Origin of the sequence: Nocardia sp. CDC160 (genome assembly GCF_035818795.1) — a bacterium.
Lineage (GTDB): Bacteria > Actinomycetota > Actinomycetes > Mycobacteriales > Mycobacteriaceae > Nocardia.
The window spans coordinates 384,288-400,269 of sequence record NZ_JAYKYT010000005.1; the positions used below are offsets into that span (position 1 = coordinate 384,288).

General features: G+C 66.8%; 16 protein-coding genes. 8 read left to right on the top strand and 8 right to left on the bottom strand.

Going from position 1 to position 15,982, the window contains the following annotated elements; all coding sequences use genetic code 11:
• Window positions 1-23: 23 nt before the first annotated feature.
• Both VMT40_RS29490 and VMT40_RS29495 read right to left on the bottom strand, forming a co-directional pair.
• Entirely contained in the window at window positions 24-1,319 is a 1,296-nt protein-coding gene (locus tag VMT40_RS29490) for an MFS transporter (protein WP_326362251.1), read from the bottom strand.
• A gap of 178 nt (window positions 1,320-1,497) precedes the next feature.
• A complete protein-coding gene (locus VMT40_RS29495) occupies window positions 1,498-2,181 on the bottom strand; it encodes an FCD domain-containing protein (protein WP_326362252.1) in 684 nt (227 codons plus the stop codon).
• A 125-nt stretch (window positions 2,182-2,306) separates the two neighbouring features.
• Here VMT40_RS29495 and VMT40_RS29500 point away from each other — a divergent pair, with 125 nt between their 5' ends.
• The 3 genes from VMT40_RS29500 to VMT40_RS29510 are packed head-to-tail and all read left to right on the top strand — an operon-like array spanning window position 2,307 to window position 5,971.
• Window positions 2,307-3,422, top strand: coding sequence for a mandelate racemase/muconate lactonizing enzyme family protein (locus tag VMT40_RS29500; RefSeq protein WP_326362253.1), 1,116 nt, complete (start codon window positions 2,307-2,309; stop codon window positions 3,420-3,422).
• A 16-nt stretch (window positions 3,423-3,438) separates the two neighbouring features.
• Window positions 3,439-4,788: a cation:dicarboxylate symporter family transporter gene (locus tag VMT40_RS29505; RefSeq protein ID WP_326362254.1), complete on the top strand. Its 1,350-nt coding sequence runs from the start codon at window positions 3,439-3,441 to the stop codon at window positions 4,786-4,788.
• Window positions 4,789-4,798: 10 nt separating this feature from the next.
• Window positions 4,799-5,971, top strand: coding sequence for a mandelate racemase/muconate lactonizing enzyme family protein (locus tag VMT40_RS29510; protein ID WP_326362255.1), 1,173 nt, complete (start codon window positions 4,799-4,801; stop codon window positions 5,969-5,971).
• 36 nt (window positions 5,972-6,007) lie between these two features.
• On the opposite strand, the gene VMT40_RS29515 is transcribed toward VMT40_RS29510, so the two are convergent.
• On the bottom strand, window positions 6,008-6,439 hold the full coding sequence (locus tag VMT40_RS29515; protein WP_326362256.1) for a hypothetical protein: 432 nt from the start codon (window positions 6,437-6,439) through the stop codon (window positions 6,008-6,010).
• A gap of 257 nt (window positions 6,440-6,696) precedes the next feature.
• Between VMT40_RS29515 and VMT40_RS29520 the strand changes: the two genes are divergently transcribed.
• Window positions 6,697-6,936, top strand: a complete 240-nt coding sequence (locus tag VMT40_RS29520) for a hypothetical protein (RefSeq protein WP_326362257.1) — start codon at window positions 6,697-6,699, stop codon at window positions 6,934-6,936.
• A 40-nt stretch (window positions 6,937-6,976) separates the two neighbouring features.
• Here the strand turns inward: VMT40_RS29520 and VMT40_RS29525 are convergent, their stop codons facing one another.
• Together VMT40_RS29525 and VMT40_RS29530 are read right to left on the bottom strand one after the other, a co-directional pair.
• Window positions 6,977-7,327 carry a hypothetical protein gene (locus VMT40_RS29525; protein WP_326362258.1) on the bottom strand — a complete coding sequence of 117 codons (351 nt, stop codon included), beginning with the start codon at window positions 7,325-7,327 and terminating at the stop codon, window positions 6,977-6,979.
• Window positions 7,328-7,429: 102 nt separating this feature from the next.
• Window positions 7,430-8,797 (bottom strand): ABC1 kinase family protein, encoded by a 1,368-nt coding sequence (locus VMT40_RS29530; RefSeq protein WP_326362790.1) that lies wholly within the window; start codon window positions 8,795-8,797, stop codon window positions 7,430-7,432.
• Window positions 8,798-9,128: 331 nt separating this feature from the next.
• Between VMT40_RS29530 and VMT40_RS29535 the strand changes: the two genes are divergently transcribed.
• The gene (locus tag VMT40_RS29535) at window positions 9,129-10,679 is read left to right on the top strand and encodes an acyl-CoA carboxylase subunit beta (RefSeq protein ID WP_326362259.1); all 1,551 of its coding nucleotides are present in this window, start codon (window positions 9,129-9,131) and stop codon (window positions 10,677-10,679) included.
• Window positions 10,680-10,812: 133 nt separating this feature from the next.
• On the opposite strand, the gene VMT40_RS29540 is transcribed toward VMT40_RS29535, so the two are convergent.
• A complete protein-coding gene (locus tag VMT40_RS29540) occupies window positions 10,813-12,219 on the bottom strand; it encodes a lipase family protein (protein ID WP_326362260.1) in 1,407 nt (468 codons plus the stop codon).
• A gap of 144 nt (window positions 12,220-12,363) precedes the next feature.
• On the bottom strand, window positions 12,364-13,197 hold the full coding sequence (locus VMT40_RS29545; protein ID WP_326362261.1) for an acyl-CoA thioesterase domain-containing protein: 834 nt from the start codon (window positions 13,195-13,197) through the stop codon (window positions 12,364-12,366).
• A 153-nt stretch (window positions 13,198-13,350) separates the two neighbouring features.
• On the opposite strand from VMT40_RS29545, the gene VMT40_RS29550 reads away from it, so the two are divergent.
• From VMT40_RS29550 to VMT40_RS29560, 3 genes are all read left to right on the top strand, one after another.
• On the top strand, window positions 13,351-13,938 hold the full coding sequence (locus VMT40_RS29550; RefSeq protein ID WP_326362262.1) for a hypothetical protein: 588 nt from the start codon (window positions 13,351-13,353) through the stop codon (window positions 13,936-13,938).
• 87 nt (window positions 13,939-14,025) lie between these two features.
• Window positions 14,026-14,277, top strand: a complete 252-nt coding sequence (locus tag VMT40_RS29555; RefSeq protein ID WP_326362263.1) for a hypothetical protein — start codon at window positions 14,026-14,028, stop codon at window positions 14,275-14,277.
• Between the two features lie 334 nt (window positions 14,278-14,611).
• The gene (locus VMT40_RS29560) at window positions 14,612-14,860 is read left to right on the top strand and encodes a hypothetical protein (protein ID WP_157390198.1); all 249 of its coding nucleotides are present in this window, start codon (window positions 14,612-14,614) and stop codon (window positions 14,858-14,860) included.
• Window positions 14,861-15,010: 150 nt separating this feature from the next.
• On the opposite strand, the gene VMT40_RS29565 is transcribed toward VMT40_RS29560, so the two are convergent.
• The gene (locus VMT40_RS29565) at window positions 15,011-15,898 is read right to left on the bottom strand and encodes a helix-turn-helix domain-containing protein (RefSeq protein ID WP_326362264.1); all 888 of its coding nucleotides are present in this window, start codon (window positions 15,896-15,898) and stop codon (window positions 15,011-15,013) included.
• Window positions 15,899-15,982: the final 84 nt, after the last annotated feature.

Genomic DNA, 15,982 nt, shown 5'->3' on the forward strand with positions numbered 1-15,982 from the left:
CTAATCGGTGCCCGCGCGAACGCCTACGCGCCCACGCCGGGCACGGGCTCGCGCCCGCCCAGTGCGACCCGCCGACCCCGGGCGCGGACCGCCACACCGGCCAGGACCAGCAGCGCACCGACATTCGCGAAGATCATGACGCCGATCGAGAGGCCGGTATTGCCGTGCGAGGCATCCTGAATCCAGCCGAAGGCGTACGGGCTCACGAACCCTGCGGCATTGCCCATCGAATTGATCAGGGCGATGCCGCTGGCCGCGCCGACGCCCGCGAGATACGAGGTCGGCACCGCCCAGAACAGCGGTTTCGCCGTCTGTGCGGCCATGGTGGCCACGGTGATGGCCAGGAACGCGGTGGCGGGCATCGACAGTTCGACCGCGGTGATGACGAAGGCGACCACCGAGACGGCCAGCGCGATCAACACCGGCTTGGACGAGCGCTCGTCGCGCACGACACGGCCGGTCAGGTACATGCAGATGGCCGCGAGCAGGAACGGCACCGCCGAGAGCCAGCCGACCTGGAAGCTGCTCAGCCCGTGCCCGACCTTCTTGATCACCGAGGGCATCCAGTAGGTGAGCGGGTACGCGCCGCACAGCAGCAGGAAGTAGGCCACACACAGCGCGATCACGCGCCCGTCCTTGAGCGCGGCCCAGTGCCCGGTCGGCGCGGTCACCGCGCGCTCGGCGTCCTCCTGCGCGAGAATGCCGGTCAGCCAGGCCCTTTCGCTGTCGTTGAGCCAGCGCGCCCGTTCCGGCGAGTCGGTGAGGGTCAGGAAGAACAGCACGCCCAGCACGATGGCGGGCACCCCGCCGACCACGAAGACCCAGCGCCAGCCCGACAGTCCGAGGGCCCCGTCGAAGGCGTCCAGGATCCAGCCGTTGAGCGGTCCGCCGATCACACTGGCCAGCGGAATGGCCACCATGACGGTCGAAATCACCTTGGTGCGTTGGGCATTCGGATACCAGCGGGTGAGGTAGACGATGATGCCCGGGAAGAAGCCCGCCTCGGCCACGCCGAGCAGGAACCGCAGCACGCACACCGTGGTGAAGTCGGGCGCGAAGGCGGTGGCGGCGGCAATGATGCCCCAGGTCAACAGGATTCGGCTCAGCCACACCCGCGCGCCGATCTTGGTCATGGCGATATTGCTGGGCACCTCGGCCAGGATGTAGCCGACGAAGAAGATGCCCGCCACGAAGCCGTACTGGGTGGCGCTCAGGCCGAAGGCCTTGTCCATGCCGAACTTGGCGAAGCCGATATTGATGCGGTCCACGTAGCTGACGATGTACCCGATGACCAATAGCGGCACGAGCCGCACGGTCACCTTTCGCAGGACGCTCGCGCCGAATGGCGAATCTTCGGGTCTGAGAACGACATTGTCCATCTTTCCTCCACATGGACCTCAATGCAGGCGAACCACTCAGAGATGTGGCATGCCTTTCATAATTAGTAGCATGCTACTCATTCTGTGACGCGGCCCACAAGAGGTTCCAGAAACAGGGTCAGGACCGCGCGGCGGCGAGCATGCGTTCCTTGCCCGCCAGCACGTGCGCTTCCATCAGCTCGCCCGCGCGCTCGACGTCACCGGCGGCGAGGCAGTCGAGGATCTCGGCATGCTGGGTGTTGGAGATGTGCCGGGCCGCAGCGGTTTCCAGGCCGTGGCGGCGGAACAGGTGCAGTTCCTTGGAGACCGCGTCGTAGAGTTCGGCCAGGCGCGGATTGTCCGCCAGGGCAACGAGATCGCGGTGTAGGTCGACATTGCCGGGGTAGTAGTCGTCGGTGCTCGACTCGGCGGCGGTCAGCGCTTTCACCTTGTCCCGCAATCGGGTCAGATCCTCCGCGGTCACCCGCGCGACGGCCAGCTTGCCCGCCAGCCGGAACAATCCGGCGCGAATGTCGTAGAGCTGCGCGGCTTCCTCGACCGAGATCTCCCGCACGAACATGCCGCGATTGGTGCGGAATTCGACCAGTCGACTGCGTTCCAGCTGTCGGCACGCCTCACGGACCGGGCCACGGCTGACCCCCAGCCGCAGGGCCAGCGACGACTCGTTGATCCGGTCGCCGCCCTTCAGCACACCGCCGATGATCATCCGTTCCAGCTCTTCGACGATCAGCTGCGGCAGCGAGTTCGCCTGCCGCTCGGCCAGCCGCTGCTGTAGAGCCGACATCTCCGGGTCGTGGGCCATGGGGGTGCAGTATCCCCGATCCAATTGTCAATTGCAAATCGTTGACAGTTGACAATCTGGGCGCGCACACTCTGTCCACCGGACGGCCGGAGCCACCGGCGGCCGGAGCCGAGGGAGGCTTTGCGATGAGGATCAAGGACATTCGCGCCAGCGTGCACACCACCTCGATCGAGGTCCCGCTGCTGGACGAACGGGTCCGCGGCTACGGGCGGGAGGAACAGAAGGACTTCGTCTTCTGCGAGGTCGAGACCGATGAGGGGCTCACCGGAGTCGCCGTGACCGGGCATTTCCTGGCGCACGCGGTCGTGGTGGCGCTCGAAAGACACTTCCTACCGGCCGTTCTGGACCTGGATCCGCGCGAGATCGAGGCGGTGCACCAGCGGGTCTGGGGCAGCCTCAATCCGCGCGCCATGACCGGGGTGGTGTCCAGCGCGCTGTCGCTGCTGGACATCGCGCTGTGGGACATCAAGGGCAAGCACGCCGGACGCTCGGTGGCCAGCCTGCTGGGCGGGGCGCGCACCGAGGTGCCCGTGTACGTGACCTTCGGATTCCCGCAGTACGACCGCGAAACCCTCGCGGCGGCAGCGCGACTCCACGTGGATCAGGGCTTCACCGCACTGAAATCCGTTGTGGGCGTGGACAAGCGCGGTTGGCGCGAAGACGCCGCCCGGGTCCACGCCATCCGCGCGGCCGTTGGCGACGACATCGACCTCATGATCGACGCCAACTATCTGCTCACCCCCGTCGACGCCGCCATGCTGTGCCGCGAGATCGAAGACGACCGGCTCACCTGGTTCGAGGAACCGTTGCAGCAGAACGATGCTCGCGCCCTGGCCGACCTGCGCACCCACACCTCGATCCCGATCGCGGCCGGACAAATGGAGGGCCACCGCTGGCGACTACGCGAACTGGTCGAGCGCCGCGCGGTCGACATTCTCCAACCCAATGCCTGCTACTGCGGCGGCTTCACCGAACAGCGCAAGGCCGCCCACCTAGCCCAGATCTACAACCTCCCCCTCGCCCACGGCGGCGGCTGGCCCCTGTTCAACCTCCACGCCCTCGCCGGACTCATGAACGGCTGGTTCCTCGAATGGCACGTCGGCATGGCCCAAGTCGGCCAACTCCTCTTCCCGGACTCACCGCGCCCGATCAACGGCCGCCTCGCCGTCCCGGATCGCCCCGGTCTCGGCCTGACCGTAGACCGAGACGCCTTGCGCGACACCCTCGTTACGCAGCGATGAGGGGACGGCGAGTGTTATGGACACCCTCGGCACCGCGAGTCTGCCCGCCGCCGGACAGGCTCCGCCGAAACCTCGCTGGCGTCGACTGATTTCCAGCACCAGCCTCCAGGTTCTCCTCGCGGCCATCGCCGCCGCTGTGTTCGGCATTGTCGCGCCGCATTACGCGGCGGGGCTGCAGCCGCTGGCGAATGTATTCATCTCGCTGGTGCAGTTGGTTATTGCGCCGATTGTCTTTCTGGTCATCGTCACCGGGATCGTGACCGCGGGTGAGTTGAAATCCGTTGGGCGCGTGGCTTTGAAGGCGTTGATCTACTTCGAGATCGTCACCACGATCGGGATGCTGCTCGGGCTGGCCGTGGTGAACCTGCTGCATCCCGGGGCCGGGGTGCCCAAGCCGAAGCACGCGTCCGATCAGCTCTCCAGCTATATCAGCGCTGACCAGCACAACACCTCGCTGAGCTCGTTTCTGTCGAAGCTGGTGCCCAGCAATGCCGTCGGCGCGTTCGCGACCGGTGGCATTTTGCAGGTGTTGATCTTCGCGGTGTTGTTCGCCGTCACCCTGCTGGCATTGCCGAAGACGATCTCCGAACCGATCACCCGGGGCTGCACGATGCTGAGCACCGTCTTCTTCAAGATGATCGCGCTCATCATGTTGCTGGCCCCGATCGGCACCTTCGGGGCAGTGGCGTCCACCGTCGGCAAGTACGGGCCCCAAACCCTCACGGCCCTGGTCAAACTGGTGCTGGTTTCGATTCTGGCGCTGGTGGTGTTCATTCTGCTGGTGCTCGGCATCGTGGCCCGACTGGCGGGGTTCCGGCTGCTGCGGCTGATCCGGGTGCTGCGCCGGGAGCTGCTCGTGGTGCTGGGCACCGCGTCCTCGGAGGCGGTACTCCCCCAGCTCATGGAGCGCCTGGAAACCGTCGGCTGCCGCCGCAAGGTGATCGGTCTGGTCGTCCCCGCCGGATTCTCCTTCAACCTCGACGGCGTGGCCGTGGTCGTGCCCATCTGCGTGATCTTCATCGGTCAGGTCTACGGCGTCCCCATGACCGGGGCCGACCAGCTCACCCTGTTCGCGATCTTCCTGCTGTTGTCGAAAGGGACTGCGGGAGTGTCGGGTTCGGCGTTCATCACCCTCGCCAATACCGTCGCCGCCACCAGCCTGGTGCCCATTGCCGGTCTGGCCCTGGTGCTTTCGGTGGATCGCTTCCTGTCCATGGCTCGCGCCGCCACCAATGTGCTCGGCAATGCCGTGGCCACCGTCGTGGTGGCGCGCTTCGAACCCGACGGGCTCGATCGCGGCGTCGCGGCCCGCGAGATCGGTATGCGGCCCGCCAAAACCCCTGTCCCCCAATCGGAACAACTCTGAGGAGACCCCCGTGCCCCGCATTCTCGCCATTCACGAAGGCACCGTCCCCATCAGCTCGTCGATGAGCAATGCCTTCATCGACTTCAGCGCCATGGACTGCTCGATCGTCGCCGTCGTCAGCGATGTCGTCCGCGACGGCCAGCCCGTCGTCGGCTACGGCTTCAACTCCAATGGCCGCTACAGCGCCGGGGAGATCCTGCGCCGCCGCGTCATCCCCCGCCTGCTGGCCGCCGACCCCGAGCTCCTGCTCACCGCCGACGGGCTCGCGATCGATCCGGTCAAGGCCTGGGACGTCATGACCCGCAACGAGAAGCCGGGCGGGCACGGCGAACGCTCGGTCGCGGTCGGCGTCGTGGACATGGCGCTGCACGATCTGGCCGCCAAGCTGGCCGGGCTCCCGCTGTACCGCTGGCTGTCGCGGCACTACGACCTCGGCGAGCCCGACGAGGACGTCTTCGTCTACGCCGCGGGCGGCTATTACTGCCCCGGCAAGGGCCTGATTCAACTCCAGGACGAGATGCGCGCGTTTCTCGATCAGGGGTACGACGTGGTCAAGATGAAGATCGGCGGCGCGGATCTGGCCGAGGATCTCAAACGCGTCGAGGCGGTGCTGGACGTTCTCGGCGGTGACGGCTCGCGCCTGGCCGTGGACGCCAATGGCCGCTTCGACCTCGAGACCGCGCTCGACTACGGGCGCGCGCTCGCGCCGTACCGGCTGCGCTGGTACGAAGAGCCCGGCGACCCACTGGATTTCGCACTGCACGCCACCCTCGCCGAGCGCTACCCGGGCCCGCTGGCCACCGGCGAGAACCTCTTCTCACGCCAGGACGCGCGCAATCTGCTGCGCTACGCGGGCATGCGACCGGACCGCGACATCCTGCAATTCGACCCGGTGCTCGGGTACGGCCTGGTGGAGTACCTGCGCATCCACGACATCCTGCGGCAGCAGGGGTGGTCCGCGCGGCGCTGCATCCCGCACGGCGGGCACCAGTTCGCGCTGCACATCGCCGCGGCATTGCACCTGGGCGGCAATGAATCCTATCCCGGTGAATTCCAGCCCACCGGCGGCTTCGCCGACCATGCCGTCATCGAGCACAGCCGAATTCGATTGTCGGACATGCCAGGTATCGGATTCGAGGACAAGGCGGCGCTTTACAGCGTCTTCCGATCGCTGCACGACTGATCTCGAAAGCCCGTGTCCCCCAGCGGACACGGGCTTTCACTTCGATCGAATGAAGTTGAAACGCCTACTGCTCTGATCCAGGGAATTGAAAGTCGCGACCTGCGTCCCCGGGGCCGGGCAGGCGAAAGTCACACTCTTCACCATCGAGGTCGCATTGTCCGGCCGAGCGCTGTCGACGCCGCTGCTGCTCATGCGCAGCGTGGCCGTGAATCCGCCCGACGGAATGGTCGCGTAAATGCCCTCACCGGCACCCAGCGTGCGGCTGCGAAAGGCGATGCCGCCCGCGCCGTCGAAACTCAGCACATTCGAGGAGTCCTCGGCGGCGGTGAATTCCCCGCGATAGTCCCCCAGTGCCGCGCCGCACGGTCCCGCACCCGCGCCCAGCGGCGCCTCGGCGGTCACCGCGGCACAAACGCCCAGCGTAAGTGCCGTTGCGACGGCGATCCTGGAACCCTGTCCAGCAGCCATTCCGCTCCCTCCCGATCGAGTTCTCACCGGCAGTCAACGGCCAAATCGGACAAACACCCCGCAGACACGCCCATTCGTAACCGAAACGTGCTCTGGCACAGTACATAACACAATAATGTGAAACGTTGTTTTCCGACCGATCAGTTTTCTTGTCTCACAAGCGAATTCGCACTGTTGTACACCTGATCAGCAGGTCACGACATTCCGGCGACACGCGCATCCCACGAATTTCATTGAGACGGTTGTACCGTCATCGCATGACACGAAAGAAAGCCATCGGCCTGCTAGTCGGTGTGTTCGTTTGTGCCACCGTATTCACCCTCAACCCCTCCGCGGCATGGGGCTCCGGCGAAATCGGAGCGCCGCCCGCATCCCCCGGAGCGTCGCCGCACGCGCCCACTCCGGCGGGCGGCGGTGGCGGTGGCGGAGCACCCGCCCCCGAAAGGATCGTCCCGGTGCCGCCGCCCAGCGGCGGATTCCTCTGCCCGACCCCGTGAGAATCGGAACCATTAACTCCCAGAGCGGAAGCGGTGAAACTCAGGCCGCGAGAGCGGACGATAATTCGCGCAGTGCGGCCTGAGGATCCGAGACATCCACGACCAGGCGGGTGATATCCGAACCCGCCAGGTCGATCAGGACGCCGTGCCCGTCGAAGCGCGTATCCCAGAACTCCTTGCGGCCCTTACCCCGGAAGATGCCCGCGGCGATCACACCCGGGAAGAACGTGCCCGGCGCCCGCACCCACGGCGGGCGCAGATCCACCGGTGCCGGAGCAATGCGCTTGACCTGCGACAGATCGAAACTCACGTGCTCGCGGAGCGCCAGAATGCGATGAGCCCCGGTGACATGCACCGTCACGGTGGTACCGGTGACGTCCAATTCGACCATTCCACACCTCACACATTCGCCCGACACTGTTCTCCTTCAACAGTGCCGGGCGAATCTGGTCGGAGCCTGAGGGTTTCCTGGCCGTTCTCTCAGGCTTTGTGCTCAGTCGACGGGCAGGGTGACGCCCTCGGCCGCGGCCTTGGCGGCCACCTCGGCGGGGAAGATATTGCGGAACAGGTACAGGTCGCGGCCGAGCTTCCAGCCGGGCGCCAGCGCCACCGCGTAGCGCTCGAAGTAGCCGAGCTGCTTGCCCATCAGCACCAGCTGCTGCGGCCCGGACGCGCCGCGGCGCTTGCCGAATTCGAGCAGGCGGGCCGAGACCACGCCCAGGTCGAGCTTGTCGAGGCTGCCCGAAAGCACCGGGCCCAGCGCGACCGCGAGCTGGCGGCCGATGGTGGCGTCGTCACCGCTGTCGTCGGAGACCAGGTCCAGCTTGCGCAGCGCGCGGGCCACCGGACGGAAGTCGTTGTCGATGGAGCTGGCGTAGAAAAGCGCGCGGACGAACTCGCGCCACTCGTTCTCCATGCGCCCGACAATGCCGAAATCGAGCATGGCCACCCGGCCGTCGTCGAGCAACCATAGGTTGCCCGCGTGCACGTCGCCGTGGAAAAGACCGTGCACCGCAACGGATTCCATCCACGCCTTGACCAGACGGCGAATGAGCAGCTCCGGTTCCGGATGCGCGGCGCGGATATCGTCGAAGCGGTCCAGCGGCATGCCGCGCATGCGCTCCATGCACAGCACCCGCGGGGCGCAGTAGTCCCAATACACATCGGGCACGGCCACATTGGTGTTGTCGCCGAAGGCCGCCAGGTGCTCGCGGGCCCGGCTCTGATTGTCGGCCTCGATGAGGAAGTTCAGCTCGGCGACGGTCGCCTCGTACAGATCACGCACCACCGCTTGGGCATTGGCGACGCGGGCGTTCTCCGAACGCTTCTCGAGGGTGCGGGCCAGTCGCATGGCCGCGCGCAGATCCACGATCATGCGCCGGGCGATCTCGGGCCGCTGCACCTTCACCACCGCGGGGCGGCCGTCGGCCAGCACGCACGCGTGCACCTGCGCGATGGAGGCGGCCGAGAGCGGCTCGTCGTCGAACTCCCGGAACAGCTCCGAGATCGGCTTGCCCAGATCGGCCTCGATGATGGCGCGCGCGTCCGCGGCCGGGAAGGGCGGCACGTCGTCGAGGCAGCGCAGGCAGGCGTCGGCGAGTTCCCGCGGGAACGCGCCCGGCGAGGAGGCGATGAGCTGACCCAGCTTCACGAACATCGGGCCCAGCGCCTCGAAACCGTTCACCACGCCCTCGGCCGCGGCGCGCTTGCGCTTGGACGGGCGCAGCCCGCCGCGCACCACGCTGCTCACGACCGAACCGCCCAGTACCGCACCCACGATGGCGGTCCGCCGCCACTCGGAGAACCCGAAGGTGTCGAGGTCGGGCCGGATCACCTCGGGCGTCCCCGCTCGCACTGTCATAGGTGAGCTCACGGGCCGCAGTGTATCGCTGACTGTGCTTACCTCCGCGTCACGGGCGGCCCCGAGGGTCGCGAAAAACCGCGCGGGGGTCACCAGAAACGCGGGCCGCTATTTCCACGATGGAGGGTCGAGCGCCCGCGCCGCGGGCGAGCGGACAAGACATCCCGAGGTAAGCGACCATTCACCCCGCGCGGGCGGGGGCAGGTTACCCGGGCGTTCGGTGGTTCGGAACCGGACACGCACGGTACCGTGGGCGGTCGAGCCGCGACCCGGCTCGACGCGGGCGCGATCGAGCCCGACCTGATGTTGGCGGAAAGGCAAGACCGAGGTAATGACGGGTACAGCGGAAAAGCTGGCGGAACTGCGCAAGCTTCTGGAGATCGCCGAAGAACCCACCGGCGAGAAGGGCATCCAGAAGCGACTCGCCAAAGGCGTCGCCAGCGCCCGAGAACGGGTGAACATGCTGTTGGACCCGAACAGCTTCATCGAATTGGGCGCGCTGATGCGCTCACCCGGTCAGCCCAACGCCCTCTATGGCGACGGCGTGGTCACCGGTCACGGCCGCATCGACGGCCGCCCGGTCGTGGTGATCTCCCACGATTCCGGTGTGCAGGGCGGTTCGGTCGGTGAGACCTTCGGCCGTCGCGTCCGCATCGCCATGGAATTCGCCTACAAGAACGCGTGCCCGGTGGTCGTGATCAACGACTCCGGCGGCGCGCGCATTCAGGAGGGCGTCACCGCGCTGGCCTGGTACGCCACCATGTGCCGCCTGCAGGAGGACCTGTCGGGGTACGTGCCGATGGTCGCGGTCATGTTCGGCAAGTGCGCGGCGGGCTCGGTGTACGGGCCCGTGAACATGGACGTGCTGGTCGCCACCGACGACTCGTACATGTTCGTCACCGGCCCCGACGTCATCAAGGGCATTACCGGTGAGGACATCAGCGCCGAGGAGCTCGGCGGCGCGGCCGTGCAGGCCCGCAACGGCCTGCTGCATCACGTGGCCAAGAGCGAGCGCGAGGCCCTCGAATGGGCCCGCGAGTACCTCAGCTACCTGCCCAGCAGCTGCCTCGAACAGCCGCCGATCGTGAACCCTGGCCTCGAGCCCGAAATCACCGACTCCGATCGCGAATTGGACCGGATCATCCCGGATTCCGATCGGCAGGGCTACGACATGCACGAGGTGCTGCTGCGCATCTTCGACGACGGCGCGTTCTTCGAGATCCAGGAAGCGGCCGCGCAGAACCTCATCACCGGCTTCGCCCGCGTGGACGGTCGGCCGGTCGGTGTCATCGCCAACCAGCCGATGGTGCTGGGCGGGGCGCTGGACGCGGCCTGCTCGGACAAGGGCGCGTACTTCATCCGCCTCTGCGACGCGTTCAATATCCCGCTCGTCTATGTCGTCGACACCCCCGGCGTGCTGCCGGGCCTCGAGGAGGAGCGCAACGGGGTCATCAAGCGCGGCGGGCGCATGTTCCGCGCGCTCATCGAGGCGACGGTCCCGATCGTCACCATCGTGACCCGCAAGGCGTACGGCGGCGGCTACGCGGTCATGGGCTGCAAGGAGCTCGGCGTCGACATCAACTTCGCCTGGCCGACCGCCCGCATCGCGGTCATCGGCGCGGAGGGCATGGTGACCGTCACCGGCAAGAAGACCCTCGCCGCGACCCCGCCCGAGAAGCGCGCGGAGGTCCGCCAGCAGATGGTGGACTTCTACAACGCGCTCATCGACAACCCGTGGGTGGCGGCCGAGCGCGGCTACATCGACGGGGTGATCGAGCCGTCCAGCACGCGGCTGGAGATTCGCAAGGCGCTGCGCCTGCTGCGCGACAAGAACGCCGTGCGCAAGCACAACCCGCGCAAGCACAACCTCTTCCCGATCTAACCAGCTCTCGGGCTCTCAGGGGCTTCCCCTGAAACCCCTTCCACGAGCAAAGGGGCTTCCTCGAATCCCCTTCCCGCACAGAGGGGCTTCCTTGGATTCCCTTCTGCGGGCAGACGGAACCGGTTGCCCGCGTTCAGCATTCGTTGGGCGCGGGCACGCCCTGTAGGCGCTGGTCGAGCCAGGCGAGGGATTCGGGGTAGCCGGTGAAGGCGGCGATGAAGTGTTCGCCGAAGACGCTGCGGTACACCGCTTTCACGCCCAGCGAGCACTGTTCCCGGTAGAGGTTCTTGGCCCCGATGGCGGGGACCCAGAATTCCTGCTCGCCGTTGAAGATGTACAGCGGCACCGGCGATTTCTTGCCGTCCATGCGGGTGACCCGGTAGATCTCCTTGGCCAGATCGCTATTGAGCGGGTCGGGGATATTGGCCGCCAGATCGATGGGCAGCTGCAACAGGCCCGGAATCGCGAACACCTCGCCGCACTGGCTGTTGAGTTTCGAGACCGCCGCCCACTGCGCGGCATGGTTCATGCGGGCCAGGATCTCGGGCCGCTCGCGGCCGATGCCGAAGACCGCGCCCAGGAACACTCCCGAGGCCAGATTGGCGTTCATGCTGTGCGCCAGCAGGCTGAAATCCGCGGGCACCCCGCCCATGGCCGCGCCGACCACGACGTCGGACAGCTCGGGCGCGTACTCGCTCATCAGCTTGACCGCGCCATTGGTGGCGATGGCCCCGCCGGAATAGCCGATCATGCCGAACCTGCTGTCCCGCAACTCATCCGGCAGCTGATAGCGCACCGCGCGAATGGCGTCCAGGACGAGGTGCCCGGCCACCAGCGGGTCGGCGTAGGCCATGCGCGGACCCTCGTGGTCGGTGATGAGGACCGCGTACCCGCGCAGCAGCGCCAGCTGGGTGGTGGGCAGGATGTACCCGGTGAAGTTGGCGGCCCGCGAAAAGCCGTGCGCCATGGTGTAACTCGGGTTGCAGTCGCGGCCCAGCGCGTCGATGGGCAGATTGTTCACCACCACCGGCCGCTTCCCCGGTCCGGTCCAATTGCCCGGCGGCAGCACCAGGGTGGCAATGCCGTAGGAGGGTGCGTCGTGGGAGTCGTTGGTGCGGTACTTCAGTTGCAGCACCTGCCGCACCGGCACGATCAACGGCAGTGCGGCCGTGGCGCTCACATCGCGGACGGCGACGACACCGCCGAGGTCGTAGCCCTCGAGCCGGTCGGGCCAGTCGTCGACGAAGGAGTCACCGATGGCCGCGGGCATGGATGCCGAGCGCAGCGCGGCCAATGGCGCTGGCAGGTCCACGGTGTCGACCAGGGGCGAGTCGGCCGGGGCGGGCGGGAGCGGCGGCGCCGGAATCAGCTCGTCGAGCCAGCGCTGGATGTCGGCGAGCGAGAAGCCCGGCGGCGCGGGCGGAAGCTGTCCCGAGATGTCGGCGGGTGGCTGCGCGAACGCCGGTGCGGCCCCGAAACCGATGATCGCACAGCATCCGATCATCAAGGCACCGGCGATATTTCGCAGGCAACGCAGCACAACACCCCCACAGATCATCAGTCGGCGGTTCGGGTAACTCCTGATCTCTCGCGGGCCGAGCCTACGACGACCGACCGGTTCCGTCCGGGAGACACGGCGGTTCGACGCCACATCGAGACCCGATCCGTGCTCCGACGGTGGGTTTCACCGCCGTTGACGCATCACCATGTCGAGTTGGGCATTGCTGATCTGCCGCCCGGCATTCGATACCGAGGTCACCATGCAGCTGCCGAAGGATCCGGTCCGGTCAAACAGGGTGGCCACGCCCACGGCCATGCCGTGCTCGCTGAAGTGGCTGTCGGCCTCGACCCCGATCTCGGTGCCCTCGGGCAGGCGCGACAAACCCAGCGTCATATCGGTATTGATGAAGCCGATGCCCTTGTCGCCCCAGTTGGTCATCATGCTGGTCGCCTCGGCCACCACCGCCACCCGGACGAACGGGGTCAGCTCCTCGCCGGTGATCACGCGGATCGGGTTCTGCCAGGTGCGCTTCCGGTGGTTGTTCTCGTGCTCGGTGGGCACCGAACTCCAGACCGGGGAGTTCTCATCGCTGTTGAACAGCGGCACCTGCGGCAGCGGCGAGGGCGGGGCGAGTTCCAGCGACGGCGGCTGCGGCTCGCGCTCGCGCCGCCAGAGCTCACCCGGCGGCTGCTGCGCGGGCTGCAGCAGCACCGCCGAGGCCCGCGCGGCCACGCGGCCGTCCTGGACCACGCTCACGTCCGCGACGCGAATCCGCTTGCCGTCGCGCACCCGCACGGTCGGGGTGGTGGTGTGGACGAAGCGGGCCGCGCTGAACAGGTCCACGGTGAGCCGCACCGGGACGAAGCCGTCGGTGGCGTGCGCGCGTTCGAGCTCGCGGGCCAGCAGTCCGGTCAGCGCCGGGCCGACCACCTGGGCCGAGGACCACTGACTGGCCGCGAAGGGGGTCGGGTAGAAGCCGCCGTCCACCTCGTCGAAATACGCGGGTACTGCCACCACGGCACCGACTCCGTCCACTCTGGTTGATCAATCCACTGTTTCCAGAGCTAACACACCGCTGAAACCCGTTTCAATGCAGGGTCCGCTGGCCGGACCGTGACCCCGCTGGACAAGCCCGGGGTTAGCCGACGCGCCCTCGGGTACGCCATCGGTATGGTCCGCACCATCGACCGCCTCCTCGACACCGTCACCCGCACCGTGCAGGTCCTGCAGGACAACGAGATTCCCTGCGCGCTCACCGGCGACTACGCCATGTACGCGCGCGGCGGCCCGGCCGCCGAGGTGCACTCCGAGGTCGATGTGCTGGTGCGGCCCGCCGATCTGGCGCGCGGGCTGAGCGCGCTGGAGGCGGCCGGGCTGCGGCCGCCGCTGCCGATCGCCGACGCCGAGCGGACCACGCTCTACGACCACGACATTCGCGTCGATCTGGTGTTCCGGCCCAACTACCGCCCCGTCACCGACGAGCTGCTCGCCCGCGCCGAGCGACTGCCCATCGGCACTGAGGCCGCACCGGTGGTCACCGTCGCCGACTTCCTGGTGGACGAGCTCACCATCGCCGACCCGCACCGGCTGGATTTCACCCGGCTGCTGCACATCGCACGGGAATTGCGCGTACAGGTCGATTGGGAGCGCGTTCGGACCGAAACCGCGGCCTCACCCTATGCCCGCGCGTTTCTCGGCCTCCTGGACGATCTGGGCATCACTGACGGCCGTTGTGAACACGGCTCTACAGCAGTGTGATTCGCGCGAAACCCGCTCGGGTACCCAACCGTTACGCGAGTTCTGGAATCCCCCGTTCCGCATTCCCCGGAGAAAGGGACCGCGATGATGCCTGTCGTTCCGAATGCCTGCGCTGACACCCGCAATCTACCCGGCCCGATTCTGGCCGCCGCCGGAATCGTCGCGATCGCTTTGACTTTGACCGCCGTCGGTTACGGCTCACCGACCTGGAGCGGCCTGTGCGCGATCGCGAGTGTGCTGTGTCTGCGTTTCGGAATCGGGCTCATGATCATCGAGCATCGCCGGGTCAAGGCGGCCAAGTGGCGGGACGCGGCCGACACCGGACCACGAGGTATTTGATCTCCGTTTCGGGCGTGTTTGATCTTCCGCAAATTCCTGGATAAAGGGGAACAGTCCGGTCGCCCCGGAACTTTCGATCGGAACTACCTAGACAGCCCCGCTCGGGCCGATTGCAACCTTTTGCCAACCCTCGTTTCGCAAACTCATAGCATCCCAAAAACGGCCCCGGTGCTGGGAATTCGATGTTGCAGATGTACTTGCATCTGCGCAATGCACGGTCATAGACTCGTCGTGCAAGGCACCACTAATAGGGGACAACCAGAGAGCCGAGCGGTGAATCACCGGCGATTCTTCGCCCACGGTTAGCCGTCGGCCTGGCGTCAGGGGCGTTCGAATGAACCAGCCAATCAACCTCAGCCGACTCGGGTTTGCCGACAGAAGTCAGCCGGAGCAAACCTATTCCCGTGAGACGGCAACCGCTTTCGTCATCCGCCAGGTCGAATCCACTGGAGCGGCCACTCGGTACGATTTCGACATCGAGCGGATCGTCACCACGGCGCACGCCATGGTGAACGACTGGGATCTGCACAGCATGCAACCGGAGGCGTTCTGGCGCATCGCCTCCAGTTTCATCCGGCAGTAACACCGAATCCGGCCGTGCCGCAGGCCGACTCGTCCGGTTGGGCGGCACGCTGATAGGGGCCCCGAGAGGGGCCCCTTATCCATGTTCGGGGAGTGGCGCCGAACCCACGCGGGGACCGGTCGAACCCACGAGGGGCTCAGCCCGCGGACCTCAGTCGAGGTCCGCAGCAATCCTCGCCAGCTCTTTGCGGGACCGCTCCGGCGGCTCCGCCTGGACGCTCAGCTGATCCATGACCTGGCGGTAGAGCTCCAGATCCTGGCGACGATCCAGATACAGCGCGCTCGTCAGCTGCTCCAGGTACACGATGTCCGGGAGTTCGGGCTCGGCGAAGCGCAGCATGGTGAACGAACTGCCCGCTGCCGCATGCCCTCCCGCCGCGTACGGCAGCAACTGGATGGTGACGTTCGGCCGCTTGGACATCTCGATGAGATGCTCGATCTGACCGCGTAAGACGCCCGGCCCGCCCACGGGGCGATGCAACACCGCCTCGTCGAGGACGGCCCAGAAGCTGGGCGCGTCGTCGCGAGTGAGTAGCTCCTGGCGACGTCGGCGCAGCGAGACGCGGCGCTCTCCATCCGAGTCGTGCCCGAGGGCAACGATCGAGCGGGCATAGTCGGGGGTTTGCAGCAACCCCGGAACCAGTTGCCCCTCATAGGTGCGAATGGATTTCGCCGCGTGCTCGAGACCGAGATAGGTTTCGAACCAGGGTGGCAGCAGATCGCTGTAGCGATGCCACCATCCCGGTTGGTTCGCCTTGCGAACCAGTTCGAGGAACTGCTCGACCTCGCCCGGTTCCCTAACGCCGTACAGCGACAACAGATCCCGGACGTCACGTTCCTTGAAGCCGGTTCGCCCGAGTTCCAGGCGACTGATCTTGGCATGGGACCCGCGGATGTGTTCACCCGCGGCTTCCCTCGTAATGCCGCTGAGTTCCCTCAGCTTCCGTAGCTGGCTGCCGACCGCGATGCGCAGTGCAGTCGGGCCACGTTCGGCGACAGCGGAATCCGCCCGATCGTGGGCAAACGATTCTGCGATCATGGGGTCCACTCCGATGCTCGGGTTTGCCGTCAGTGGACTCACAACCGTCTGTCGCGAACCACCGCGCCGATTGCCAATGCTACC

Coding starts and splice junctions, on each gene's coding strand:
- VMT40_RS29525 (WP_326362258.1), bottom strand. CDS start 7,327: ATGGTCGAATTGGACGTCACCGGTACCACCGTGACGGTGCATGTCACC.
- VMT40_RS29515 (WP_326362256.1), bottom strand. CDS start 6,439: ATGGCTGCTGGACAGGGTTCCAGGATCGCCGTCGCAACGGCACTTACG.
- VMT40_RS29565 (WP_326362264.1), bottom strand. CDS start 15,898: ATGATCGCAGAATCGTTTGCCCACGATCGGGCGGATTCCGCTGTCGCC.
- VMT40_RS29560 (WP_157390198.1), top strand. CDS start 14,612: ATGAACCAGCCAATCAACCTCAGCCGACTCGGGTTTGCCGACAGAAGT.
- VMT40_RS29535 (WP_326362259.1), top strand. CDS start 9,129: ATGACGGGTACAGCGGAAAAGCTGGCGGAACTGCGCAAGCTTCTGGAG.
- VMT40_RS29495 (WP_326362252.1), bottom strand. CDS start 2,181: ATGGCCCACGACCCGGAGATGTCGGCTCTACAGCAGCGGCTGGCCGAG.
- VMT40_RS29530 (WP_326362790.1), bottom strand. CDS start 8,797: ATGACAGTGCGAGCGGGGACGCCCGAGGTGATCCGGCCCGACCTCGAC.
- VMT40_RS29555 (WP_326362263.1), top strand. CDS start 14,026: ATGCCTGTCGTTCCGAATGCCTGCGCTGACACCCGCAATCTACCCGGC.
- VMT40_RS29520 (WP_326362257.1), top strand. CDS start 6,697: ATGACACGAAAGAAAGCCATCGGCCTGCTAGTCGGTGTGTTCGTTTGT.
- VMT40_RS29500 (WP_326362253.1), top strand. CDS start 2,307: ATGAGGATCAAGGACATTCGCGCCAGCGTGCACACCACCTCGATCGAG.
- VMT40_RS29505 (WP_326362254.1), top strand. CDS start 3,439: ATGGACACCCTCGGCACCGCGAGTCTGCCCGCCGCCGGACAGGCTCCG.
- VMT40_RS29550 (WP_326362262.1), top strand. CDS start 13,351: ATGGTCCGCACCATCGACCGCCTCCTCGACACCGTCACCCGCACCGTG.